This is a genomic window from Mitsuaria sp. MSU3D, assembly GCF_056867975.1.
On sequence record NZ_CP200314.1, the window covers coordinates 442,858 to 464,176 of the forward strand.

Genomic DNA, 21,319 nt, shown 5'->3' on the forward strand with positions numbered 1-21,319 from the left:
CCCCGGAGAAGCCGATGAAGAAGCCGTCGAAGTCCCCCGCGTTCCTGCCCGCCCCGACCGTCGCCCGCACCGCGTCCGCGGCGCTCGTCGCGTTCACCGCGCTGGCCATGACCGTCCCCGCCGCGCAAGCGGCCGACAAGCTCAAGGTCGGCATGCTGAGCACCTTGTCCGGCGCGGGCGCCGGCCTGGGCGTCGACATCCGCGACGGCTTCGCGCTCGCGGTGCAGCACAACGGCGGCAAGCTCGGCGGCCTGACGGTGGAGACCGTCACCGCCGACGACCAGCAGAACCCCGAGGTCGCCAAGCAGTCCGCCGAGCGGCTGCTCAAGCGCGACAAGGTCGACATCATGACCGGCATCGTGTTCTCCAACGTGATGCTGGCGGTCGGCCCGAGCGTCTTTGCCGCGCAGGTGCCCTACGTCAGCGCCAACGCCGGCCCGTCGCAGTACGCGGGCGAGCAGTGCAACCCCTACTTCTTCAACGTCGCCTGGCAGAACGACAACCTGCACGAGGCCATCGGCAAGACGGTGATGGACAAGGGCTTCAAGAAGGTCGTCGTGCTCGCGCCCAACTACCCGGCGGGCAAGGACGCGGTGGCGGGTTTCCGGCGCTACTACAAGGGCGCGGTCGCCGACGAGATCTACACCAAGCTCGGCCAGCTCGACTACTCGGCGGAGCTGGCGCAGGCGCGCGCGGCCAAGCCCGACGCGATGTACATCTTCCTGCCCGGCGGCATGGGCATCAACTTCATCAAGCAGTTCGTCGGCGCCGGGCTGTCCAAGGACATCACGCTGTTCGGGCCGGGCTTCTCCGCGGACGAGGACGTGATCAAGGCCGTCGGCGAGCCGATGCTGGGCATGTTCAACAGCTCGCACTGGGCGCATGACCTGGACAACCCGGCCAACAAGCGCTTCGTCGCGGACTTCGTCAAGGCCTACGGCCGGCTGCCCTCGCTGTACGCGAGCCAGGGTTACGACGCGGCGCAGCTGATCGGCGCGGCGGTGCGCGACGTGAAGGGGAAGATCGAGGACAAGCCCGCGCTGCTGAAGGCGCTGAAGGCGGCGAAGTTCGAGTCGGTCCGCGGCCCCTTCCGCTTCAACCACAACCAGTATCCGGTGCAGGACTACTACCTGCGCGTGATCACCAAGGACCCGCAGGGCCGCGTGACCAACCGGACGCTGGGCAAGATCTTCGAGCAGCACGCGGACGCCTATGCGCCGCAGTGCAAGATGAAGTGACTGAGGTGACTGAAGTGACGAGCGGGAGCCCACCGAGATGGACGCGATCCTGATCGCCGAGCAGGCCCTCAACGGCCTGCAGTTCGGGCTGATGCTGTTCCTGCTGGCGGCCGGCCTGACGCTGGTCTTCGGCATCATGGACCTGATCAACCTGGCGCATGGCTCGCTGTACATGGTCGGCGCCTACCTGGCCGCCGCGGCGATCGCGGCGGGCGCGTCCTTCGGGGTGGCGGTCCTGGCCGCGGTCGCGGGCACGGCGCTGTTCGGCATGCTGCTGGAAGTGACGCTGCTGCGCCGGCTCTACCAGCGCGATCACCTCAGCCAGGTGCTGGCGACCTTCGCGCTGATCCTGATGCTCAACGAGGGCGTGCGCATGATCTGGGGCGAGCAGCCGCTGCTGCTCAACACGCCGGCGGCGTTGTCCGGCCCCGTCGAGTTGCTGCCCGGCCTGATGTACCCGGCCTACCGGCTGCTGATCATCGGCGTGGGGCTGGCGGTCGCCGTCGGGCTCTACCTGCTGGTGACACGCACGCGCTGGGGCATGTGGGTGCGCGCCGGCGCGTCCAACCGCGCGATGACCACGGCGATGGGCGTGCCCGCGGACCGGCTGTTCACGGCGGTCTTCGGCATCGGCGCGGCGCTGTGCGCGCTGGCCGGATCGCTGCTGGGGCCGCTGCTGGCGGTGCAGGTCGGCATGGGCGAAAGCATCCTCATCCTGGCCTTCGTCGTCATCGTCATCGGTGGCATCGGCTCGATCCGCGGCGCGCTGGTCGGCGCGCTGCTGGTGGGGCTGGTGGACACCGGCTCGCGCACGCTGCTGCCGGCGGTGCTGCGGCAGGTCGCGTCGCCGGAGGTGGCGTCCACGCTGGGCCCGTCGCTCGCGGCCATCCTCATCTACGTGCTGATGGCGGCGGTGCTGTTCTGGAAACCGCGCGGCCTGTTCCCCGCGAGAGGCTGATCCGATGACCGATCCGATCACCCGCCCCACCGGCCCGTTGCGTCCCCGGCGCACGCTGCTGCACCACCGCGCCGGCGGTGCCTGGATCTGGGCGCTGTTCGTCGCGCTCGCGGCGCTTCCGCCGCTGCTGCAGGCGCTGGGCCTGGAGTTCTACACGGTGGTCGCGACCCGCGTGCTGATCTTCGCGATCGCGGCGGCGAGCCTGAACCTGATCCTCGGCTTCGGCGGCCTGGTGAGCTTCGGCCATGCGGCCTTCGTCGGGATCGGCGCCTACACGGTGGGCGTGCTGGCGGACGCGGGCGTGACCTCGGCCTGGATCGCCTGGCCGGCGGCGATGGGCCTGTCCGGTGCGGCGGCGGCGCTCATCGGCGCCATCAGCCTGCGCACGCGCGGCGTCTACTTCATCATGATCACGCTGGCCTTCGCGCAGATGTTCCATTACCTGGCCGTCTCGCTGAAGGCTTACGGTGGCGACGACGGCCTGCCGGTGCCGGCGCGGTCCGCGCTGAACGGTCTGCCGGTCAACCTCGCCGACGACGCGTCCTTTTACTGGGTCGCGCTGGGGCTGTTCGCGCTGGTCTTCGCGGGACTGCGGCGGCTGGTCAATTCGCCGCTGGGCTGGCTGCTGCAGGCCGCGCGCGAGAACGAGACCCGCGTCACCGCGACCGGCGGTCGCGTCTTCGCGGTGCAGTGGTCGGCCTTCGTCGTCGCGGGTGCGATCGCGGGGCTCGCTGGCGCGCTGCTCGCGAATCTCAACGGACTGGTCTCGCCGCACCTGATGCACTGGTCGCAGTCGGGACAACTGATGGTGATGGTGATCCTCGGCGGCGCTGGCGCGCTGTGGGGCGGACCGATCGGCGCGGCGGTGTTCCTGCTGCTCGAGGAACTGCTGTCCGGCGTGACCATCCACTGGCAGTTTGCGCTCGGCGCGATCCTGCTCATCGTGGTGCTCTTCGCGCCGCGTGGACTGGCGGGGATCTTCGATCGCTTCGGCGTGAAGCAGGCGACGTCCTCGACGGCGCCGTCGAAGTCCAAGGGAGCCGCGCATGCGTGACACCACGACGGCGCCCTTGTCATCGTCTTCATCGCCGCTGCCGGAGCTCTCGCTGCTCCAGGTCCATCGGCTGGTGAAGCGTTTCGGCGCGCTGACGGCGACGGACGAGGCCAGCTTCGACGTCCGCGCCGGCGAGACCCACGCGCTGATCGGTCCGAACGGCGCGGGCAAGACCACGCTGATCCACCAGATCTCCGGCGCGCTGGCGCCCGACGGCGGCGGCATCTTCTTCGACGGCGAGGACGTGACCGCGCTGCCGATGCCGCGCCGCGTGCGCGAGGGCCTGGTGCGTTCGTTCCAGATCACCAGCATCTACCGCCGCTTCACCGTGCTGGACAACGTCGTGCTGGCGGTGCTCGCGCGGCGGCCGTCGGCACCACCGTGGTGGCGCGCGGCGCGCGCGGACGAGGCCGCCTATGCCGACGCCGAGGCGATGCTGACGCTGGTCGGTCTCGCGGCGATGGCCGACCGCGTCGCGGGCAGCCTGGCGCATGGCGAGCAGCGTCAGCTGGAACTGGCACTGGCGCTGGCCGCGCGGCCGCGGTTGTTGCTGCTCGATGAGCCGATGGCCGGCATGGGCCCGGACGAATCGGCGCGGATGGTCGAGTTGCTGTCCGCGCTGAAGGCGCAACACCTGACCCTGCTGCTGGTCGAGCACGACATGGACGCGGTGTTCAAGCTCGCCGATCGGGTCTCGGTGCTGGTGAGCGGGCGCGTCATCGCGACCGGCTCGCCGGACGAGATCCGCAACGATGCGGCGGTGAAGCTGGCCTACCTCGGCGACGAGGCGGACGCGGAGGTGGCGCCATGAGCGACGCGCTGCTCGAGATCGAAGGCCTGCGCGCCGGCTACGGCGACAGCCAGGTGCTGTTCGGCCTGGACCTGCGCATCGCCCCGGGCGAGGTCGCGACGCTGCTGGGCCGCAACGGCATGGGCAAGAGCACGACGCTGCGCTGCCTGACCGGCTGGCTGGCGCCGAACGGCGGCCGCATCCGCTTCGCGGGCGAGGACGTCACCGGCTGGCGCGCCGACCGCATCGCGCGCCTGGGGCTGGCGATCGTGCCTGAAGGCCGGCAGATCTTCCCCAACCTCAGCGTGCTGGAGCACCTGCGGGCCTTCGAGGCCAACCGTTGCCGCGCGACGGAGCCCTGGACCGTCGAGCGCGTCTTCGCGCTCTTCCCGCGGCTGAAGGAGCGCGAGAGCAACATGGGCCAGCAGCTGTCGGGCGGCGAGCAGCAGATGCTCGCCATCGGCCGCGCGCTGGTGACCAATCCGCGGCTGCTGGTGCTGGACGAGGCCACCGAAGGCCTCGCCCCATTGATCCGCGAGGACATCTGGCGCTGCCTGGACACGCTCCGGCAGGCTGGGCAGACGATCCTGGTGGTCGACAAGTACGTCAAGCGGCTGATCAGGCTGGCGGACCGGCACAGCATCCTGGAACGGGGTCAGGTCGTGTGGCGTGGCGACTCCGCGGCGCTGGCGACCGATCAGGGGCTGTGGCACCGGCACCTGGGTGTGTGAGCCGAGACCGAACGACATGACGAGGAGGACGACATGACGGCTGCTTTCGAGCGCGAGGTGCTGATCCGCTTCGGGCATTGCGACCCGGCGGGGATCGTGTTCTTCCCGCGCTACTTCGAGATGCTGAACGCCTTCGTCGAGGACTGGTTCAACGAGGGGCTGGTCGTGCCGTACGCGGAGCTGCTCGGCCCGCGCCGCGTCGGCCTGCCGACGGTGCAGCTGCAGACCAATTTCGAGCGCATCAGCCGCCAGGGCGAGCGGCTGACGCAGCGGCTGTGGATCGAGCGCGTCGGGCGCAGCTCGCTGTCGTTGCGCGTGAGCTTCGACGGCGCGGACGGTCCGCGCGTCAGCTTCGGGCAGGTGCTGGTGTGCACCTCGCTCGAGACGCACCAGTCGCAACCTTTCCCCGAGGACGTCCGCGCCGCGCTGGTGCGGGCGGTCCAGCAGCAGCAATCCCATCAATCGTCAGAGCAGTAGAGGAGTCACGACGATGAGCAACAACAACGACAACAACAACGACAACGAAAAGACAGGCGCCGCCAAGCGCGTGCTGCAGCCCGCGGGCTGGGCGCCGCCGCGCGGTTACGCGAACGGCGTGGCCGCGACCGGCACGGTGGTCAGCGTGGCCGGGCAGATCGGCTGGAACGGCCACTGCCAGTTCGAGAGCGACGACTTCATCGACCAGTGCCGCCAGGCGCTGGTCAACATCAAGGCGGTGCTGGCCGAAGCCGGCGCGGAGCCGCGGCACATCGTGCGGATGACCTGGTATTTGCTCGACAAGCGCGAGTACGTCGCCCGGGGCCGCGAGGTCGGGCAGGCCTACCGCGAGGTGCTGGGCAGCGAGTACGGCATCGCGATGACCGCCGTCCAGGTCGCGGGTCTGATCGAGGACCGTGCGAAGGTTGAAATCGAGGTGACAGCGGTGGTGCCGGCGCGGGACTAGGATCGACATCGACCCGCCGCGAACGACGGCCTCCGGCCAGCGCACCGCCGGCCTCCACGCATTCACGAACGGAAGAGACACATGAGCCACGCATCCAAGGCCGCGAAGGCCGCATTCCACTGGGACGATCCGCTGCTGCTGGAACAGCAGCTGACCGACGACGAACGCGCCGTGCGCGACGCCGCGGCGGCCTACTGCCAGGACCGGCTGGCGCCGCGCGTGCTGGAGGCCTTCCGGCACGAGAAGACCGACGCGGCGATCTTCCGCGAGATGGGCGAGCTGGGCCTGCTCGGCCCGACGATCCCCGAGGAATACGGCGGTGCCGGCCTGAACTACGTCTGCTACGGCCTGATCGCGCGCGAGGTGGAGCGCGTGGACAGCGGCTACCGCTCGATGATGAGCGTGCAGAGCTCGCTGGTGATGGTACCGATCAATGAATTCGGCAATGAGGCGACCAAGCGCAAGTACCTGCCCAAGCTGGCCAGCGGCGAATGGATCGGCTGCTTCGGCCTGACGGAGCCGAATCACGGCTCGGACCCGGGCTCGATGGTGACGCGGGCGCGCAAGGTCGACGGCGGCTATTCGCTGAGCGGCAGCAAGATGTGGATCACCAACAGCCCGATCGCCGACGTGTTCGTCGTCTGGGCCAAGGACGACGGCGGCCAGATCCGCGGCTTCGTGCTGGAGAAGGGTTGGAAGGGCCTGAGCGCGCCAGCGATCCACGGCAAGGTGGGCCTGAGGGCGTCGATCACCGGCGAGATCGTGATGGACGAGGTCTTCTGCCCGGAGGAGAACGCCTTCCCCGACGTGCGCGGACTGAAGGGCCCGTTCACCTGCCTGAACAGCGCGCGTTACGGCATCGCGTGGGGCGCGCTGGGCGCGGCGGAATTCTGCTGGCACACGGCGCGGCAGTACACGATGGACCGCCAGCAATTCGGCAAGCCGCTGGCGGCCAACCAGCTGGTGCAGAAGAAGCTGGCCGACATGCAGACCGAGATCACGCTGGGCCTGCAGGGCTGCCTGCGGCTGGGCCGCATGAAGGACGAGGGCACGGCGGCGGTGGAGATCACGTCCATCATGAAGCGCAACAGCTGCGGCAAGTCGCTGGACATTGCGCGCACGGCGCGGGACATGCTGGGCGGCAACGGCATCAGCGACGAGTTCGGGATCGCCAGACACCTGGTCAACCTGGAGGTGGTCAACACCTACGAGGGCACGCACGACATCCACGCGCTGATCCTGGGGCGCGCGCAGACGGGGATCGCGGCGTTCTGAGGCTGGGTTTCCCCGGAAGGAAGGGCGCTGCGGCGCCCTTTTTCGTTCCCAAGTTGTATGCAGAAACTTGCAAATCTGCAAGTTTCTGCATATGGTTTGGGCATGTCTGCACTCGACCTTTTCGTGGATCAGCGCCTCACCGTCGGGGAGGCGACGTTTTCGCGGGAAGAAGCGGAGCAGGCGTTGGGTTTGACGAAGGCGGGGCTCGATGCAGCCCTTGTGCGCTTGGGAAAGCGCGGACGGATCGTCAACGTCCACAAGGGCTTCTATGTCGTCATGCGGCCCGAGGACCGGGCTTATGGCATTCCTGATCCGGCCCAGTGGATCGGTCCGCTCATGGCCTACCTGGACCTGGACTATCGCGTGTCGCTGTATCGGGCCGCCGCGCTCCATGGCTCTTCGCACCAGGCCGCGATGGTCTTCCAGGTGATCGTCCCAAGGCAACTTCGCAGCTTCGAGATCGGGCGCAGCAGGATCCAGTTCCTGACGCAGGGGGCGGAAGATTTTTTTGCGGTGAATCAAGCTGATTTTCTGACAACGATCAAGACGCGGGCTGGCTTTGCGAAAGCGGCGGGGGTCGAATTGACGCTCCTCGATGCGGCTCGCTATTCAGAGAAGGCGGGCGGCATCAACGGCGTCGCGCAGCTGGTGATGACGTTCGGCGACAAGGCCAGATCAGGGCGCTTGGCGCAGTTGGCCTCCCATTACGAGACGCCGTGTGTGCGAAGACTCGGTTTTCTTTTCGAGCACTTTCATCACGACAAGCAGGCGAGGGCTCTGGAGCCTTTCGCCGCTGGCGCGAAGACAACGGTGTTGCTGGATCCGGTGGCCAAGCCCGTGATCCCTTCGTTGGCAGAAGACTTCGAGAAGAACGCCAAATGGAAACTCCTGTTGAACCAGGAGGTGGAGATCGATCTTTGATTACTCGGAAGTACCTGGAAGCCTGGGCGCAGACTGCCCCTTGGGTGGATGAACGACAGGTTGAACAAGACCTCATCATCTGCCGCGCGCTGTGTGACCTGTTCAACTCGCCGGCCCTGAAGGGCCGGATCGCTTTTCGTGGCGGTACCGCCATCAACAAGCTGCTGTTCCCCGAGCCGCTGCGCTACTCGGAGGACATTGATCTGGTGCAGACGCGGCCGGAGCCGATTGGCAGCACCATTGACGCCATCCGGGAGGCGTTGGCGTGGCTCGGCGTGCCGTCGCGAAAGGTGGCCGCGCACTCGATGCACCTCGTCTACAAGTTCAATCCGGAATTGGCGCCCGCGGAGCGCATGCTTCTCAAGGTCGAGATGAACACCCGGGAGCACGCGAATCTGATGGGGCTGCGCGAGATGCCTTTCGACGTGCGAAACGGCTGGTACAGCGGCGCATGCGACATCACCACCTTCGCGCCGGAGGAGCTCTTCGGGACGAAGTTGCGCGCGCTGCTCCAGCGCCGGAAGAATCGCGACCTCTTCGATCTGCATCACGGTCTGGAGTCTCTCGATCTCGACGCGCGCATGGTCATCATGGGCTTCGACCATTACCTCGGCCTGGAAGGAACAACGATCACTCGAGCCCATGCCGAAGAGCGCATGCTCAAGAAGCTGATCGCCAGTCTGACCGACGACATCGGGCCACTGCTGCCGGCGGGCATGCGATTCGAGGAGGTGGATGCGATCGCTGCGTTTGAGAACGTCTGGCGCAAGGTGATCGTCCATCTCCCTGGCGATGCATGGAAGCGGACCTCCGACGTGCTGGACGAGTTTCGCGTCCGCAAGTTTCCGCGCCTGCTCGAAGGCGTGTAGCTGCTCGGACCACTTTGCCCAAGTCATATGCAGAACACCGCAGTTTTGCATCGTTCTGCATATGGATTGGGCGGGTGAAAATCGTTGGAGGTTCCTTCCCATCGAGGTCTCCGGGCGAATCGTGACGATGCCGGTCAGAAGCGCTCGACGAGGGCCTGCAGAGACATCGCGACGATGTTCTGAAGCATGTGTGGGACAAGAAGGATCAGGAAGTGATGCGAGCGCCCGGCGTCTCTCCATCGCAGCCACGCCCATGCGAAGACAGCGAACGATGCGGCGGGGCCGAAGAACCACATGGAGTGAAGCGCACCGTGGGCAGCGCCTGCGATCAGGCCGATCACCATGCTGAGCGCCCATACCGCCCGCGTGATGCTACGGGCCACTGATCCGACGGCCCAGAGGAGTAGCGACTCCATGAGTGGTGACAGAAGCACCGCGCCGACCCAGTCGATGAACTGGATCGCCATGTTCGGCATGGGCGGCGCTGGCAAGCCGGTCGCTTGCGCGACGATGGTCGCGAGTCCCTGCAGTCCTGTCGCCGCCAGCAGCGAGAGGACCAAGACCTTCAAGCAATAGATGAATAGCGGTCCCGTGACGTCCAGAGTAAAGCGCCGCGAATCGAGTGGGCGGAGCGGTCGCGCATTCTGTTCGGCACTCATTGGATTCAGGCTCATGAGTTGTCGAGAAGTGCGGGACGCGCCAGCGAGCGATCGACGACCGCGCTGGCGCGTCGTCACCTTATGCAGTCATCTGCGAGCGGCCAATCTGCTCCCAGGTCCCGTCGTCTGCGCCACCGGGAGCCTTCTCGCCTACCCAGGAGCCGAACCCCTTGATGGCGTCCCAGGCTGCGGAGGCCACGAGGCTCTTCCAGAAGCCGCCAGCAACCTGATCAATCTCGTCATCGGTCAACTCGACCAAACCATCGACATCAGTCATTGATTCTTTCTCTCGATTGGCCGAAAGCACTCGGCCTGTGGCTACCTGCGACATTGCAGGTGAACGCGCGCCATGACGCCGATCTGAGGCGTCTTGGGTGCCCGCTTCAGGGCAACATCGCGGTCCATTCTGCGAAGAAGGTTGTCGCCTGAATAGAACTCAGATTCGCTAGCTCATTGATGTCATTGAGTGTGACGCCATCTGATCCGATGATGCCGGAATCGATCTCGTGCCCGGCAAATCGCATCATGAACATGAAGTCATCGGCCGCTCGCAAGTCCATCACCGTGCACACCATCAGGCGCGCGAGTCAGCGGTTGATGGCTCGCGGGCGCGACCGTGAGCCATCGCCTGAAGTGCACGCGCTGATGCCCAGCCGCGATGACATCCAGAAGGCCGCAAACAATGCCCTCGGGCGGTGGCTGGAGGGTCAAGAGAACCGCTTCATGAATTGCCTGAGCAAGCACGACGAGGCGACCGCCGCTCTGTCGTGAATGCGACAGCGATACCGAAGCTCCGGTAGCACGATCCCCCGCTGACCGGCCCCGTTCGATGGTCCGGCGCGATCAGGAGACGATCATGGACGACATCACCGCCCGCATTCCCTCGCTCAAGGGCCAGGTCAGCGACGCCGAATGGCAACTGCGCGTGGACCTCGCCGCGTGCTACCGGCTCGTCGCGCGCTACGGCTGGAGCGACCTCATCTTCACGCACATCAGCGCGCGCCTGCCCGGTGACGCGCATGAGTTCCTGATCAATCCCTACGGGCTGATGTTCGACGAGATCACCGCCTCCAGCCTGATCAAGGTCGATGCGTCGGGCAACAAGCTGCAGGAGACGCCGTTCCCGGTGAACCAGGCCGGCTTCATCATCCATTCCGCCATCCACGCGGCGCGGCACGACATCGGCTGCGTGCTGCACACGCACACGCGCGCCGGCGTGGCGGTGTCGGCGCAGAAGGGCGGGGTGCTGCCGATCTCGCAGCAATCGACCTTCGTGCTGGCCTCGCTCGCGTACCACGACTACGAGGGCGTCTCGATCCACGCCGACGAGCGGCCGCGACTGCAGAACGACCTCGGCGACAAGATCTTCTACTGCCTGCGCAACCACGGGCTGCTGACCGTCGGCAAGACGATCGGCGATGCCTTCCTGTCGATGTACACCTTCGAGAGCGCCTGCCAGATCCAGATCGCGGCGCAGGCCGGCGGCGTCGAGCTGACGCCCGTCCCCGAAGCGATCATCCGCGGGACCGCCGAGTCGATGCGCGTGCAGACCGGCGGCCTGGGCGGGGCCTTCGTGTGGCCGACGCTGCTGCGGCAGGCGAGAAGGCAGTGTCCCGGCTTCGACGTCTGAGCACGGGCCCGGGAACGCTCACGGCTTGATCACAGCACGCGACCGGTCGGGCGGAGCGCGGAGCGCAGCGCGGGCGATCCATTCCCTGCGGGAACGAGTGAATGATCCGGATCGACATGCCGGACAGCCGTCTCCGGCCTAGCATGGGCCGACTCCGGCGCACGACCGGGGCTTCACAGGAGACAAGATGATTCGCGTCGCGCGGCTGATCTCGGACGAATGGGGCAAGGCGCTCGGCAAACCGCTGGTGGTCGAGAACAAGGCCGGCGCGGGCGGCAACGTCGGCGTGGCCGAGGTCGCGAAGTCCGCCGGCGACGGCTACACCATCGGCCTGCAGACGGTCTCGCTCGCGATCAATCCGGCGCTGACGCCGAAGATGCCCTACGACACGCTCAAGGACCTGGCGCCGATCGGCATGGTCGCGAGCTCGCAGCACGTGCTCGTCGTCAACGAACAGGTGCCGGCGAAGTCGGTCAAGGAGCTGATCGCGCTGGCGAAGAGCCGGCCCGGCAAGCTCTCCTACGCGTCGGCCGGCACGGGCAGCACCTTCCACATGTCGGCGGAGCTGTTCAAGGCGGTCGCGGGCGTGAGCATCGTCCACATCCCGTATCGCGGCGGCGGTCCCGCGTTGAGCGACACGATCGGCGGGCAGGTCGAGATGTCCTTCCCGGTGCTGTCGGCGGCGCAGGGCCACGTGCAGTCGGGCAAGCTGCGCGCGCTGGGCGTGACCGGACCGAAACGCTCGCCGCTGATGCCGGACGTGCCGACGATCGCGGAGGCCGGCGTCCCGGGTTATTCCTTCGAGACCTGGTTCATGGTCTTCGCGCCGGCAGGCACGCCCCGGCCCGTGATCGACAAGCTGAACGCGTCGCTGCACGCGGTGCTCACCGCCCAGGCGGTCAAGGACCGGATGGCGAAGGAAGGTTTCGAGGCCACGCCGTCGACGCCGGCGCAGGCGCGCGCGCGGCTGGAGAAGGAACTGCCGCAATGGGCGAAGCTGGTGAAGGAGCGGGGGATCACCGCGGATTGATCTCGCGCGCTCCCCCGAGCGTCAGGTCTTGCCTCGCTCAGAGCCACACGCGGGGCCGCCTGCCGAGGCTGGCATCGACGAGCAGCTTGTGCGTCTTCTTGTCGACCGCCTCGGGCGGCACGTGCGCGAGCACGAGTCTGGCGAACTCCGGCAGCCCGGCGAGGCTGGCCGACACCCTCGCCTTGAGTCCGGACGGGTCCTCGAGCACGAACCATTTCATCGTCGGCGAGAAGCGGACGAGTCGCACGTCGGCCCAGCGCATCGTGCCGCGGCCGCCGAAGCGGCGACCGTAGTCGATGGCCTCGTCGGACAGACGATGGCGGGCGAAGAAGTAGTCCGCGACCATGGGCAGCGCCATCAGCCCGAGCACGCCGAAGCAGAGTGCGGTGCCGAACGTGGCCGCGGGGTGCGTGCCGGTCATGAAGGACACGGCGGCGAGCCAGAAGAAGAACGCCGCGCTGATCGTGCCGATCACGAGCGAGCTCATCGGGTGGCGCAGTTCAATGGACATCGGTGGATTTCGCTTTGTGCAGCTGGCTCGCGGCGCTGTCGGCCGCAGGCGCCGAGTATCTACGCGGCTGGTGCCGTTGCCGCTGCCGCCTTCGATCGGACCAGCGGCTGGGCGTTGAGGGACATCACCAGTCCGTGCAGTGAGCAGAGCTGGGAGGACTGGATAGTTGCCGAGCTCCGGGACATCCCCCAGACATCGCCCCTCGCGACGCGGCTAGCATCCCCCGCCAAGAAAAGACCATCGCCGGTCGCCTGCGCGGCGCGGCGCAACAGGGAGTTCCCGATGACACCGATCTCCGTCGCGCGCCGCTGCGCGCTGTCGCTCGCCCTTGCGCTGGCCGGCCTGCAGGGCGTCGCCCATGCGCAGCCGGCGCCCGTGCCGGCCTCCGTGCCGCCGGAGGTGTTCTTCAAGAACGCCGAGCTCAATGAGGCCAAGCTCTCGCCGAGCGGCAAGCGCCTGGCCGTCGCGGCGCCGGGCGGCCCCGGACTGCGGGTCGGTCTCTACGTGTTCGAACTGGGCGCCAAGATCGAGGCCCGTCGCGTCGTCCAGTTCAGCAATGACGACGTCGGCGACTTCTACTGGGTCAACGACGACAAGCTGGTCTTCTCCGCGACCGATCGGCGCATCGCCTCCGGGACCCACTACCAAGCCCAAGGGCTCTTCTCGGTCGCGGCCGACGGCTCCGGCGTGCGCCAGATCGTCCAGCGCGACAGCGACAGCGAAGGCGAGCGCAAGGCCTTCGGCGGCGCGCTGACCTTCAACCATGTCCTGCTCAGCGTGCCGTACCCCCATCCGGGCGAGCCCGGCAACCGCGTGCTGGTCGGCAAGTACGGACTCAACCGGTCCAACAACGCCAGCGCGTACACGCCGTTCTGGCTCAACGTCGACACCGGACGCGCGCTGCCCGCCACCTACGACGAACCTCGCGGCGCGACGAGCTTCCTCTTCGACAGCCATGGCGAGGCCCGCGTCGTCGTCACGGAACAGGAGAATGTCGTCGTCGCGCACTGGCGGGCGCCGGGCGAAAAGACCTGGACGGAAATGACCCGCGGAGATCAGCAGGGCTTGCCCTTCGTGCCCCGATCGGTGGACGACGGCGGTCGACTGTTCGTGACACGCCTCGAGGGCCCGCAGGGCTATCAGGTGCTGACCCGTTTCGACTTCGAGAAGAAGCAGCCCGAGCCACGCGCGCTGCTCGCCACGCCCGGTTTCGACGCCCTGGGCGGCGTCGCGGAGTACGACGAGGTGGGCGTGATCCTCGATGCGGGGCGCACCGTCGGCGTGCGCTATCAGACCGATGGCCTGTCGACCGCCTGGTTCGATCCGGCGATGCGCGACTTCCAGAAGCAGGTCGACGCCCGTTTCACTGAAGGCATCAACGAGATCCAGTGCCGGCGTTGCGGCAAGCCCGACATGGTCGCGCTGGTGCGCAATTTCTCCGATCGCGAGCCCGGCGAATACTGGATCTACCGCGCCTCCGCGCCGGAGGCGGACCGCTGGCAGCCGGTCGGCCGCCAGCGTCCGGACGTCGATCCGCGCGCCATGGCGGGACAGGAGCTGCACCGCATCAAGGCCCGCGACGGCGTCGATCTGCCGGTGTGGCTGACCTTGCCGCGCGGCGTCGCACCCGGCAAGCCGGCGCCGGCCGTGGTGCTGGTCCACGGCGGTCCGTTCATGCGCGGGCGCACCTGGGAATGGAACGGCTGGGCGCAGTTCCTCGCCTCGCGCGGCTACCTGGTCATCGAGCCCGAATTCCGTGGCAGCAAGGGCTACGGCGACACGCACTTCCGCTCGGGCTACAAGCAGTGGGGTCAGGCCATGCAGGACGACGTCGCGGACGCATTGCGTTGGGCCCAGGGGCAGAAGCTCGCGACCGATCGCGCCTGCATCATGGGCATCAGCTATGGCGGCTACAGCACGCTGATGGGCCTGGCCAAGGACGGAGCCCTGTACCGCTGCGGCGTCGCCGCGGCGGCGCCGACCGACCTGATGCTGATCCTCAAGGGCGATCGCTGGGTCGACGACGACGCCGGCAGCGTGTATCGCAGCTATCTGGCCCCGGTCGAGATCGGTGACCCGGCCAAGGACGCCGACATGCTCAAGGCCAACTCCCCGCTGCTGCAGGCCGAGCGCATCCGTGCGCCGCTGCTGCTGGCCCACGGCGAGCGCGATCGTCGCGTCCCCCTGGAGCACGGCGAACGCATGCGCGACGCGCTGACGAAGGCCGGACATCCGGCCGAATGGATCGCCTATCGCGGCGAGGGCCACAGCTTCACCAACCTCGACAACAGGGTCGACTTCGCCAAGCGCGTCGAGGTCTTCCTCGCCAAGCACCTGAAGGACGGGCAAGGCACCCAACCAGGCGGGCAGTAAGCCGCCGCGCCCGCGCCCGCGTCATCGCGAGCGGCGGAAGACTCGATCCGACTTCAGTCTTCCGTCGGCGCGCAGGCCAGCATCGCCGCCACCAGCGTCGCCCCCTGCCGCTCCCGCAGGCAGTAGAGGTATTCCCGCACCAGCGGCACGTCCTGCTCGAAGGGCAGGGCGATCAGGTCCGGGTGTCGCCCGGTCTCGTGCGCCGCGAAGATGCTGAGCCCCAGCCCGCGCACCACCGCCTCGCGCAATGCCTCCCGGCTGGCGATCTCCATCTGCGCCTTCGGGCGCACGCCGGCTGCGTCCAGCGCCTGCTCGCTCAAGGTCCGCGTCATCGAGCCGCGCTCCCGCACCAGCAGCGTCTCCTCCGCCAGCGCCGTCAGCGACACCGCCGTGCGCCGCGCCAGCGCATGGCCGCGCGGCAGCAGCAGCACCAGCGGGTCGGCACCCAGCTCGACGCGGTGCAGCCGCGCGTCGTCCACCAGGTGGCTGGAGGTCGCCAGGTCCACTTCGTAGGCCAGCAGCGCGTCCACCATCTGCCGTGAATTGCCGGCCGCGATGCTGAGCTCCACCCGCGGGTGCCGCGTCCGGAACCGCTGCGCCAGCGTCAGCGTGTAGTACGGCGCGGTCGCGCCCAGCCGCAGCGCGCCGCCGCGCAGCTCGGCGGAATCGCGCAGCGCGAACTCGATGTCCAGCTCCTGCTGCAGCAGCGCGTCCACCTGCGGCATCAGCCGCCGGCCCGCGTCGCTCAAGCTCAGGCGGCCGCCGCCGCGGTGGAACAGCTCCACCCCGTACTGCTCCTCCAGCGCGCGGATCTGCGTCGTCACCGTCGGCTGCGACAGCCCCAGCTGCTTGGCCGCGCCGGTGATGGACCCCAGCCGCGCCACGGCGAAGAAGGCCTTCAGCTGGTTCACGAGCACCGGAGGGCTCCCAAATCGGCCAATACCGGTTTCCACGAACTTGGGGCGTTTGACGCGTCAATGACATATGCCATTCCTACAGTGTCCCCCATCGATTCACCCGATGGAGCGCCCATGACGATCTCTCCCCTGCCGACCTCGCGGTCGACCTCCCTCTCGACCGTCCTCCACGCCGCCGCGGCGCTGGCCCTGGCCGCGATCGCCGCGTTCACCAGCCCCGAGGTCCATGCCCAGGGCGCCCAGGGCCCTCAGGGCAAGACCGAGCTGCTGGTCTACAGCGCGCTCGAGGCCGACCAGATCAAGGCCTACAAGACCGCCTTCGAGCAGGACCATCCCACCATCGAGCTGAAGTTCGTCCGCGAGTCCACCGGCATCGTCACCGCCCGGCTGCTGGCCGAGAAGGCCAACCCGCAGGCCGACGTCGTCTGGGGCCTGGCCGCGACCTCGCTGATGCTGCTGGACAAGGAGGGCATGCTCGCGGCCTACGCGCCCAAGGGCCTGGAGCAGGTCCGCGCCACGATGCGCGACCCGCGTCCGCAGCCGACCTGGGTCGGCATGGACCTGTGGTCGTCGGCCGTCTGCTTCAACACCGCCGAGGCCGCGAAGCACAACCTGCCCAAGCCCGCCTCCTGGGCCGACCTGACCCAGCCCGTCTACAAGGGCCTGCTGACGATGCCGCATCCGGCCTCCAGCGGCACCGGCTACCTGATGGTCTCCGCCTGGCTGCAGATGATGGGCGAGGCCAAGGGCTGGGCCTTCATGGACGCGCTGCATCAGAACATGGGCGTCTACACGCACAGCGGCTCCAAGCCCTGCCGGCAAGCCGGCGCCGGCGAGTTCCCGGTCGGCCTGTCCTTCGAGTACCGCGCCAACAAGACCAAGAAGGAAGGCGCGCCCATCGACATCGTCTTCCCGAAGGAGGGCCTGGGCTGGGACGTCGAGGCCACCGCCGTCATGAAGACGACGAAGAAGCCGGAGGCCGCCCGGGCGCTGGCCGACTGGTCCGTGACGCGCAAGGCCAACGAGCTCTACGCGAAGAACTTCGCCGTGCTGGCGCTGTCCTCGGTGCAGGAACAGCTGGAGTACGTGCCCTCCGACCTCGACAAGCTGCTGGCGAAGAACGACTTCAACTGGGCCGCCGCGAACCGCGATCGCATCCTTGCCGAGTGGTCGCGCCGCTACGAGGCCAAGGCCGAGAAGAAGTAATCCGGACCTCCCATGCTGCATCTGCGCCAGATCACCAAGCGCTTCGGCCCGCAGACGGTGCTGCAGGGCATCGACCTCGACCTGGGCCCGGGCGAGTTCGTGTCGCTGCTCGGCCCGTCGGGCTGCGGCAAGACGACGCTGCTGCGCATCGTCTGCGGCATCGAGACGCCCGAGGCCGGCCAGGTGCTGATGCACGGCCAGGACATCACCGCGTGGCCGGCGTCGCAGCGCCGTTTCGGCGTGGTGTTCCAGTCCTATGCGCTGTTCCCCAACATGACGGCGCGCGAGAACGTCCGCTACGGCCTGAATGAGCTGCCCCGGCGCGAGGCCGCCGCCCGCGCCGACGAGATGCTCGCGCTGGTGGGCCTGCTGGAGCAGGCCGGCAAGTTCCCCGCGCAGCTGTCCGGCGGTCAGCAACAGCGCGTCGCGCTGGCCCGCGCGCTGGCGCCGGGACCGAAGCTGCTGCTGCTCGACGAGCCGCTGTCGGCGCTGGACGCGCAGGTCCGGCAGGAGCTGCGCACCGAGATCCGCGCGCTGCAGCAGCGGCTGGGCATCACGACGCTGATGGTCACGCACGACCAGGACGAGGCGCTGGCGATGTCCGACCGCGTGGTCCTGCTGGCCAAGGGACAGATCGCGCAGCAGGGCGCGCCGCGGCAGCTCTACGACCAGCCGGCCAGCGCGCTGGTGGCGGGATTCGTCGGGCGGATGAACTGGATGGACGGGCAGGTCGTCGCCGAGGGACGCGTGCGCGTCGGCACGACGCTGCTCGATTGCGACAGCCGCCTCTACAAGACCGGCAGCGTCGTGCGCGTGGGCATCCGCCCGGAAGCGATCCGGCTGATCGACGGGGAGGGCGCGATGCTCCGCGCCCGCATCGAGGCGCTGCAGTTCCATGGCGCGGTCACGCAGGTGCTGCTGCGTTGCGAAGCGCTCGGCGCTGGCACCGGTGCGAGAGTCGGCGGGGCGTTGATGCTCGAGATTCCCAGCGGCGAAGCCGCCGGTCTCAGCGAAGGGGAAGTCCGCGGCCTGCGATTGCCCGCCGCAGCGCTCCAGCTTTTCGACGCGCCGTTGTCGATGCGGAGAGCCGCGTGAGCCTGGTGTTCGATCAGGCATCGCGGGCACCTCAGGTGCCGCTGCCGCGCCGGCGGGGGCGCCGCCTCGAATCGTGGGTGCTGCGCGCACTACTGGCCGCCGGACTCGTCGTGTTGACCGTGATCATCCTGCTGCCGCTGGTGGCACTGCTCGCGCAGAGCGTGCTCGACGGGCAGGGGCGCTTCGTCGGCGCGTCGCATTTCATCGCGTATTTCTCGACCGGCCGATGGAGCGCGTTGTGGAACAGCGTCGCGCTGTCGGCGGTCTCGGCCGTCGTCTGCGTTGCGCTCGCCTACGGCTATGCCTGGGCGCTTACGCACACGGCGCTGCCGGCCAAGGGCCTGTGGCGCGCGCTCGCGCTGCTGCCACTGCTCGCGCCCTCGCTGCTGGCGGCCATCGGGCTGGTCTACGCCTTCGGCAACCAGGGCCTGCTGAAGGGCCCGATGCAGGCGCTCGGGATCGACAGCATCTACGGCCCCGCCGGCATCGTGCTGGGCTCGGTGCTGTGGACCTTCCCGCACGCGATGCTGATCCTCGTCACCACCCTGTCCAGCAGCGACGCGCGGACGATCGAAGCCGCGCGCTGCCTGGGCGCCAGCGGCTGGCGCGTGTTCCGCACGGTGACGCTGCCGGCCAGCCGCTATGGGCTGCTGATCTCGCTGGTCGTGGTGTTCGTGCTGGTGCTGACCGACTTCGGCGTGCCCAAGGTCGTCGGCGGGCAGACCGCGATGCTGGCCACCGACATCTACAAGGAAGTCGTCGGCCAGCAGCGCCTGGACCGCGGCGCCGTCGTCGCGATGCTGCTGCTGTTGCCGGCGCTGGGCGCCTTCGTGCTGGAGCAGCGCCTGCGCGCGCGCCAGCGCGCGGTGCTGAGCCTGCGCGCCGTCCCGCACGTGCCGTCGCCGCGCGCGGGGCGTGACCTCGCCGCGCTGCTGTACTGCGCGCTGGTCGCGGCGGCACTGGTCGGCGTCTTCGGCATCGCGGTGTACGCATCGTTCGCGCAGTACTGGCCGTACCAGCTCGCGCCGACGCTGACGCATTACCAGTTCGACATGAGCGACGGCGGCGGCTGGGCCAGCTATGGGAACTCGCTGCGGCTGGCCGCGTGGACCGCGCTCGCCGGCGCGGGCCTGAGCTTCGTGCTGGCCTGGCTGGTCGACAAGCCGCGCGGCTTCGCCGCCGCGCGCGGCGTGCTCAACGCGCTGGCGACGCTGCCGATGGCGGTGCCGGGTCTTGCCCTGGGGCTGGGCTACATCCTGTTCTTCAACGCGCCGTGGAATCCGCTGCGCGGCTGGTACGGCGGGCTCGGCCTGCTGGTGCTGTGCACGGTGGCGCATTACTACTCGGTCGCGCACCTGACGCAGCTCGGCGCGCTGCGGCAGCTCGATCCCGAGTACGAACGCGTCGCCGAGTCGCTCGGCCTGCCGTTCTGGACGCACCTGCGCCGCGTGCACCTGCCCATCGCGATCCCGACGCTGGTGCAGGTGGCGGGCTACTTCTTCGTCAGCGCGCTGACGACGGTGTCGGCGGTGGTGTTCCTGTACTCGCCCGACACCACGCTGGCCGCGATCGCGGTGCTCGCGATGGACGACGCCGGCGACACCGCGCCGGCCGCCGCGATGGCGACGTTGTTGTTCGTGACCGCGGCGATCGGGCGAGGTGTCATCGGCCTGGTCGGCCACGTCCTTGTGCAACGGACCCAGCGGTGGCGAGCCCGATAGCCCTGGCCAGAGAGCTGCCGTACTGCCACCGCCGCTGGCCCTCACCCCCGCCCTCTCCCGCAAGCGGGAGAGGGAGCCAAGCCAGCGCGCTTCATTCCTTCGATAGGCATTCTCATGAACTGTGACCTTCTCGTGGTCGGCGCCGGCATCGTCGGCCTGGCCCATGCCTGGGCCGGCGCAAAGCGCGGCTGGCGCGTCGTCGTCGTCGAACGCGACGCGGCCTGCATCGGCGCGTCGATCCGCAACTTCGGCTTCGTGACCGTGACCGGTCAGCAGCGCGGTGCGCACTGGCGCCGGGCGCGGCGATCGCGCGATCTCTGGGCCGAGCTCGCGCCGCAGGCCGGCCTGCGCATCGAGCACGCCGGCCTGCTGCTGGCCGCGCGCTGCGCCGAATCGGAAGCCTTGCTCGAGGCCTTCCTCGCCACCGAGATGGGCGAGGGCTGCGCGTGGCTCGGCGCCGCGGACGCGCCGACGCGCCAACCCGGCCTGCGCGAGGACGGCCTGATCGGCGCGCTGGTGAGCCCGCACGAGTTGCGCGTCGAATCGCGCGACGCGATCCCGCGCCTCGCCGCCTGGCTGGCGGAGCGGCATGGCGTCGAGTTCCGCTTCGGCGAATCGGTGCTCGAGGTCGAGGCCCCGCACGTGCGCACCTCCCGCGCAAGCTACCGCGCCGAGCGCGTCGCCGTGTGTTCGGGCGCGGAGCTGCACGGGCTCTTCGCCGATCGCTGGACGCCGCATGCCTTGTCGCTGTGCCAGCTGCAGATGCTGCGTGTGCGGCCGCCGTCGGGCTTCCGCCTGAACGCCGCGTTGATGGCCGACCTGAGCCTGGTGCGCTACGAAGGCTACGCCGCGCTGCCCGAGGCGCAGCCGCTGCTGCGACGTCTGTCGGCGCAGCGGCACGACGCGCTGGCGCACGGCATCCACCTGATCGTGGTGCAGAGCGCCGACGGCACGCTGGTGGTCGGCGACTCGCATCACTACGGTCCGGTGCTGCCGCCGTTCGCGAGCGAGGCGGTGGACCGGCTGATCCTCGACGAACTGCATCGCCAGCTGGCGCTGCCTTCGGTGGAGGTGGTCGAGCGCTGGACCGGTGTCTATCCGGTCAGCGCGGCCGCACCGTGCCTCGTCGAGGCGCCGGACGAGCGAACGCGGCTCGTGATGGTCACCAGCGGCACGGGCGCCAGCACCGCGTTCGGATTGGCGGAAGAAGTCCTCGCAGACTGGTAGGGGCTTCAGTACTTCCACCGCCGCTGGCCCTCACCCCCGGCCCTCTCCCGCAAGCGGGAGAGGGAGTCCTGCACGGCGACTCTCCCCCAGGCGGGAGAGGGAGTTCCGTACGGCGCCTCTTCCGCAAGCGGGAGGGGGAGTTCCGCACGGCGCCTCCTCCGCAAGCGGGAG

The 21,319-nt window shown here is 68.6% G+C and carries 23 protein-coding genes; 18 read left to right on the forward strand and 5 right to left on the reverse strand.

Annotation, left to right across the window (positions count from 1 at the left end; translation table 11 throughout):
- Positions 1-14: 14 nt before the first annotated feature.
- The 10 genes from AC1VNM_RS02090 (at position 15) to AC1VNM_RS02135 (ending at position 8,779) form a co-directional block, all read left to right on the forward strand.
- Entirely contained in the window at positions 15-1,238 is a 1,224-nt protein-coding gene (locus tag AC1VNM_RS02090) for an ABC transporter substrate-binding protein (protein ID WP_483105701.1), read from the forward strand.
- Positions 1,239-1,275: 37 nt separating this feature from the next.
- On the forward strand, positions 1,276-2,196 hold the full coding sequence (locus AC1VNM_RS02095) for a branched-chain amino acid ABC transporter permease (RefSeq protein WP_431102524.1): 921 nt from the start codon (positions 1,276-1,278) through the stop codon (positions 2,194-2,196).
- A 4-nt stretch (positions 2,197-2,200) separates the two neighbouring features.
- Positions 2,201-3,250, forward strand: a complete 1,050-nt coding sequence (locus tag AC1VNM_RS02100; protein WP_483105702.1) for a branched-chain amino acid ABC transporter permease — start codon at positions 2,201-2,203, stop codon at positions 3,248-3,250.
- Positions 3,243-4,061 (forward strand): ABC transporter ATP-binding protein, encoded by an 819-nt coding sequence (locus AC1VNM_RS02105; protein ID WP_483105703.1) that lies wholly within the window; start codon positions 3,243-3,245, stop codon positions 4,059-4,061. The genes AC1VNM_RS02100 and AC1VNM_RS02105 overlap by 8 nt, the downstream gene beginning before the upstream one ends.
- Positions 4,058-4,771 (forward strand): ABC transporter ATP-binding protein, encoded by a 714-nt coding sequence (locus tag AC1VNM_RS02110; RefSeq protein WP_483105704.1) that lies wholly within the window; start codon positions 4,058-4,060, stop codon positions 4,769-4,771. The genes AC1VNM_RS02105 and AC1VNM_RS02110 overlap by 4 nt, the downstream gene beginning before the upstream one ends.
- A 33-nt stretch (positions 4,772-4,804) precedes the next feature.
- On the forward strand, positions 4,805-5,248 hold the full coding sequence (locus AC1VNM_RS02115; RefSeq protein ID WP_377156195.1) for an acyl-CoA thioesterase: 444 nt from the start codon (positions 4,805-4,807) through the stop codon (positions 5,246-5,248).
- 13 nt (positions 5,249-5,261) lie between these two features.
- Complete coding sequence (locus tag AC1VNM_RS02120; protein WP_483105705.1) at positions 5,262-5,714, forward strand: RidA family protein; 453 nt, start codon at positions 5,262-5,264, stop codon at positions 5,712-5,714.
- Between the two features lie 81 nt (positions 5,715-5,795).
- The gene (locus tag AC1VNM_RS02125; protein WP_377156193.1) at positions 5,796-6,989 is read left to right on the forward strand and encodes an acyl-CoA dehydrogenase; all 1,194 of its coding nucleotides are present in this window, start codon (positions 5,796-5,798) and stop codon (positions 6,987-6,989) included.
- A 102-nt stretch (positions 6,990-7,091) separates the two neighbouring features.
- Positions 7,092-7,910: a type IV toxin-antitoxin system AbiEi family antitoxin domain-containing protein gene (locus AC1VNM_RS02130; protein WP_431102529.1), complete on the forward strand. Its 819-nt coding sequence runs from the start codon at positions 7,092-7,094 to the stop codon at positions 7,908-7,910.
- Positions 7,911-7,954: 44 nt separating this feature from the next.
- Positions 7,955-8,779 carry a nucleotidyl transferase AbiEii/AbiGii toxin family protein gene (locus tag AC1VNM_RS02135; RefSeq protein ID WP_483105706.1) on the forward strand — a complete coding sequence of 275 codons (825 nt, stop codon included), beginning with the start codon at positions 7,955-7,957 and terminating at the stop codon, positions 8,777-8,779.
- 134 nt (positions 8,780-8,913) lie between these two features.
- Here AC1VNM_RS02135 and AC1VNM_RS02140 read toward each other — a convergent pair whose 3' ends face one another.
- The 3 genes from AC1VNM_RS02140 to AC1VNM_RS02150 all read right to left on the reverse strand — a co-directional run bounded on the left by AC1VNM_RS02140 (position 8,914) and on the right by AC1VNM_RS02150 (position 9,971).
- Complete coding sequence (locus tag AC1VNM_RS02140) at positions 8,914-9,453, reverse strand: hypothetical protein (RefSeq protein ID WP_483105707.1); 540 nt, start codon at positions 9,451-9,453, stop codon at positions 8,914-8,916.
- Positions 9,454-9,517: 64 nt separating this feature from the next.
- Positions 9,518-9,715: a hypothetical protein gene (locus AC1VNM_RS02145; protein ID WP_377156185.1), complete on the reverse strand. Its 198-nt coding sequence runs from the start codon at positions 9,713-9,715 to the stop codon at positions 9,518-9,520.
- Positions 9,716-9,821: 106 nt separating this feature from the next.
- Entirely contained in the window at positions 9,822-9,971 is a 150-nt protein-coding gene (locus AC1VNM_RS02150; protein ID WP_483105708.1) for a hypothetical protein, read from the reverse strand.
- Here AC1VNM_RS02150 and AC1VNM_RS02155 point away from each other — a divergent pair.
- The 3 genes from AC1VNM_RS02155 to AC1VNM_RS02165 all read left to right on the forward strand — a co-directional run bounded on the left by AC1VNM_RS02155 (position 9,964) and on the right by AC1VNM_RS02165 (position 12,098).
- A complete protein-coding gene (locus AC1VNM_RS02155) occupies positions 9,964-10,209 on the forward strand; it encodes a hypothetical protein (protein ID WP_483105709.1) in 246 nt (81 codons plus the stop codon). The two genes, AC1VNM_RS02150 and AC1VNM_RS02155, sit on opposite strands and share 8 nt — an antisense overlap.
- 85 nt (positions 10,210-10,294) lie before the next feature.
- The gene (locus AC1VNM_RS02160; protein WP_483105710.1) at positions 10,295-11,068 is read left to right on the forward strand and encodes a class II aldolase/adducin family protein; all 774 of its coding nucleotides are present in this window, start codon (positions 10,295-10,297) and stop codon (positions 11,066-11,068) included.
- A gap of 187 nt (positions 11,069-11,255) precedes the next feature.
- The gene (locus AC1VNM_RS02165) at positions 11,256-12,098 is read left to right on the forward strand and encodes a tripartite tricarboxylate transporter substrate binding protein (RefSeq protein WP_483105711.1); all 843 of its coding nucleotides are present in this window, start codon (positions 11,256-11,258) and stop codon (positions 12,096-12,098) included.
- A 37-nt stretch (positions 12,099-12,135) separates the two neighbouring features.
- Here AC1VNM_RS02165 and AC1VNM_RS02170 read toward each other — a convergent pair whose 3' ends face one another.
- Positions 12,136-12,609 carry a hypothetical protein gene (locus AC1VNM_RS02170; protein ID WP_483105712.1) on the reverse strand — a complete coding sequence of 158 codons (474 nt, stop codon included), beginning with the start codon at positions 12,607-12,609 and terminating at the stop codon, positions 12,136-12,138.
- A 282-nt stretch (positions 12,610-12,891) separates the two neighbouring features.
- Between AC1VNM_RS02170 and AC1VNM_RS02175 the strand changes: the two genes are divergently transcribed.
- Positions 12,892-14,982 (forward strand): alpha/beta hydrolase family protein, encoded by a 2,091-nt coding sequence (locus AC1VNM_RS02175; protein WP_483105713.1) that lies wholly within the window; start codon positions 12,892-12,894, stop codon positions 14,980-14,982.
- A 53-nt stretch (positions 14,983-15,035) separates the two neighbouring features.
- On the opposite strand, the gene AC1VNM_RS02180 is transcribed toward AC1VNM_RS02175, so the two are convergent.
- A complete protein-coding gene (locus AC1VNM_RS02180) occupies positions 15,036-15,899 on the reverse strand; it encodes a LysR substrate-binding domain-containing protein (RefSeq protein ID WP_483105714.1) in 864 nt (287 codons plus the stop codon).
- Between the two features lie 114 nt (positions 15,900-16,013).
- On the opposite strand from AC1VNM_RS02180, the gene AC1VNM_RS02185 reads away from it, so the two are divergent.
- The 4 genes from AC1VNM_RS02185 (at position 16,014) to AC1VNM_RS02200 (ending at position 21,148) form a co-directional block, all read left to right on the forward strand.
- Positions 16,014-17,105: a putative 2-aminoethylphosphonate ABC transporter substrate-binding protein gene (locus tag AC1VNM_RS02185; RefSeq protein WP_483105715.1), complete on the forward strand. Its 1,092-nt coding sequence runs from the start codon at positions 16,014-16,016 to the stop codon at positions 17,103-17,105.
- A 12-nt stretch (positions 17,106-17,117) separates the two neighbouring features.
- Positions 17,118-18,200, forward strand: a complete 1,083-nt coding sequence (locus AC1VNM_RS02190; RefSeq protein ID WP_483105716.1) for an ABC transporter ATP-binding protein — start codon at positions 17,118-17,120, stop codon at positions 18,198-18,200.
- Entirely contained in the window at positions 18,197-19,921 is a 1,725-nt protein-coding gene (locus AC1VNM_RS02195) for a putative 2-aminoethylphosphonate ABC transporter permease subunit (protein ID WP_483105717.1), read from the forward strand. The genes AC1VNM_RS02190 and AC1VNM_RS02195 overlap by 4 nt, the downstream gene beginning before the upstream one ends.
- A 114-nt stretch (positions 19,922-20,035) precedes the next feature.
- Positions 20,036-21,148 (forward strand): TIGR03364 family FAD-dependent oxidoreductase, encoded by a 1,113-nt coding sequence (locus tag AC1VNM_RS02200; RefSeq protein ID WP_483105718.1) that lies wholly within the window; start codon positions 20,036-20,038, stop codon positions 21,146-21,148.
- Positions 21,149-21,319: the final 171 nt, after the last annotated feature.

Coding starts and splice junctions, on each gene's coding strand:
- AC1VNM_RS02090 (WP_483105701.1), top strand. CDS start 15: ATGAAGAAGCCGTCGAAGTCCCCCGCGTTCCTGCCCGCCCCGACCGTC.
- AC1VNM_RS02095 (WP_431102524.1), top strand. CDS start 1,276: ATGGACGCGATCCTGATCGCCGAGCAGGCCCTCAACGGCCTGCAGTTC.
- AC1VNM_RS02100 (WP_483105702.1), top strand. CDS start 2,201: ATGACCGATCCGATCACCCGCCCCACCGGCCCGTTGCGTCCCCGGCGC.
- AC1VNM_RS02105 (WP_483105703.1), top strand. CDS start 3,243: ATGCGTGACACCACGACGGCGCCCTTGTCATCGTCTTCATCGCCGCTG.
- AC1VNM_RS02110 (WP_483105704.1), top strand. CDS start 4,058: ATGAGCGACGCGCTGCTCGAGATCGAAGGCCTGCGCGCCGGCTACGGC.
- AC1VNM_RS02115 (WP_377156195.1), top strand. CDS start 4,805: ATGACGGCTGCTTTCGAGCGCGAGGTGCTGATCCGCTTCGGGCATTGC.
- AC1VNM_RS02120 (WP_483105705.1), top strand. CDS start 5,262: ATGAGCAACAACAACGACAACAACAACGACAACGAAAAGACAGGCGCC.
- AC1VNM_RS02125 (WP_377156193.1), top strand. CDS start 5,796: ATGAGCCACGCATCCAAGGCCGCGAAGGCCGCATTCCACTGGGACGAT.
- AC1VNM_RS02130 (WP_431102529.1), top strand. CDS start 7,092: ATGTCTGCACTCGACCTTTTCGTGGATCAGCGCCTCACCGTCGGGGAG.
- AC1VNM_RS02140 (WP_483105707.1), bottom strand. CDS start 9,453: ATGAGCCTGAATCCAATGAGTGCCGAACAGAATGCGCGACCGCTCCGC.
- AC1VNM_RS02145 (WP_377156185.1), bottom strand. CDS start 9,715: ATGACTGATGTCGATGGTTTGGTCGAGTTGACCGATGACGAGATTGAT.
- AC1VNM_RS02155 (WP_483105709.1), top strand. CDS start 9,964: ATGAACATGAAGTCATCGGCCGCTCGCAAGTCCATCACCGTGCACACC.
- AC1VNM_RS02150 (WP_483105708.1), bottom strand. CDS start 9,971: ATGTTCATGATGCGATTTGCCGGGCACGAGATCGATTCCGGCATCATC.
- AC1VNM_RS02160 (WP_483105710.1), top strand. CDS start 10,295: ATGGACGACATCACCGCCCGCATTCCCTCGCTCAAGGGCCAGGTCAGC.
- AC1VNM_RS02165 (WP_483105711.1), top strand. CDS start 11,256: ATGATTCGCGTCGCGCGGCTGATCTCGGACGAATGGGGCAAGGCGCTC.
- AC1VNM_RS02170 (WP_483105712.1), bottom strand. CDS start 12,609: ATGTCCATTGAACTGCGCCACCCGATGAGCTCGCTCGTGATCGGCACG.
- AC1VNM_RS02175 (WP_483105713.1), top strand. CDS start 12,892: ATGACACCGATCTCCGTCGCGCGCCGCTGCGCGCTGTCGCTCGCCCTT.
- AC1VNM_RS02185 (WP_483105715.1), top strand. CDS start 16,014: ATGACGATCTCTCCCCTGCCGACCTCGCGGTCGACCTCCCTCTCGACC.
- AC1VNM_RS02190 (WP_483105716.1), top strand. CDS start 17,118: ATGCTGCATCTGCGCCAGATCACCAAGCGCTTCGGCCCGCAGACGGTG.
- AC1VNM_RS02200 (WP_483105718.1), top strand. CDS start 20,036: ATGAACTGTGACCTTCTCGTGGTCGGCGCCGGCATCGTCGGCCTGGCC.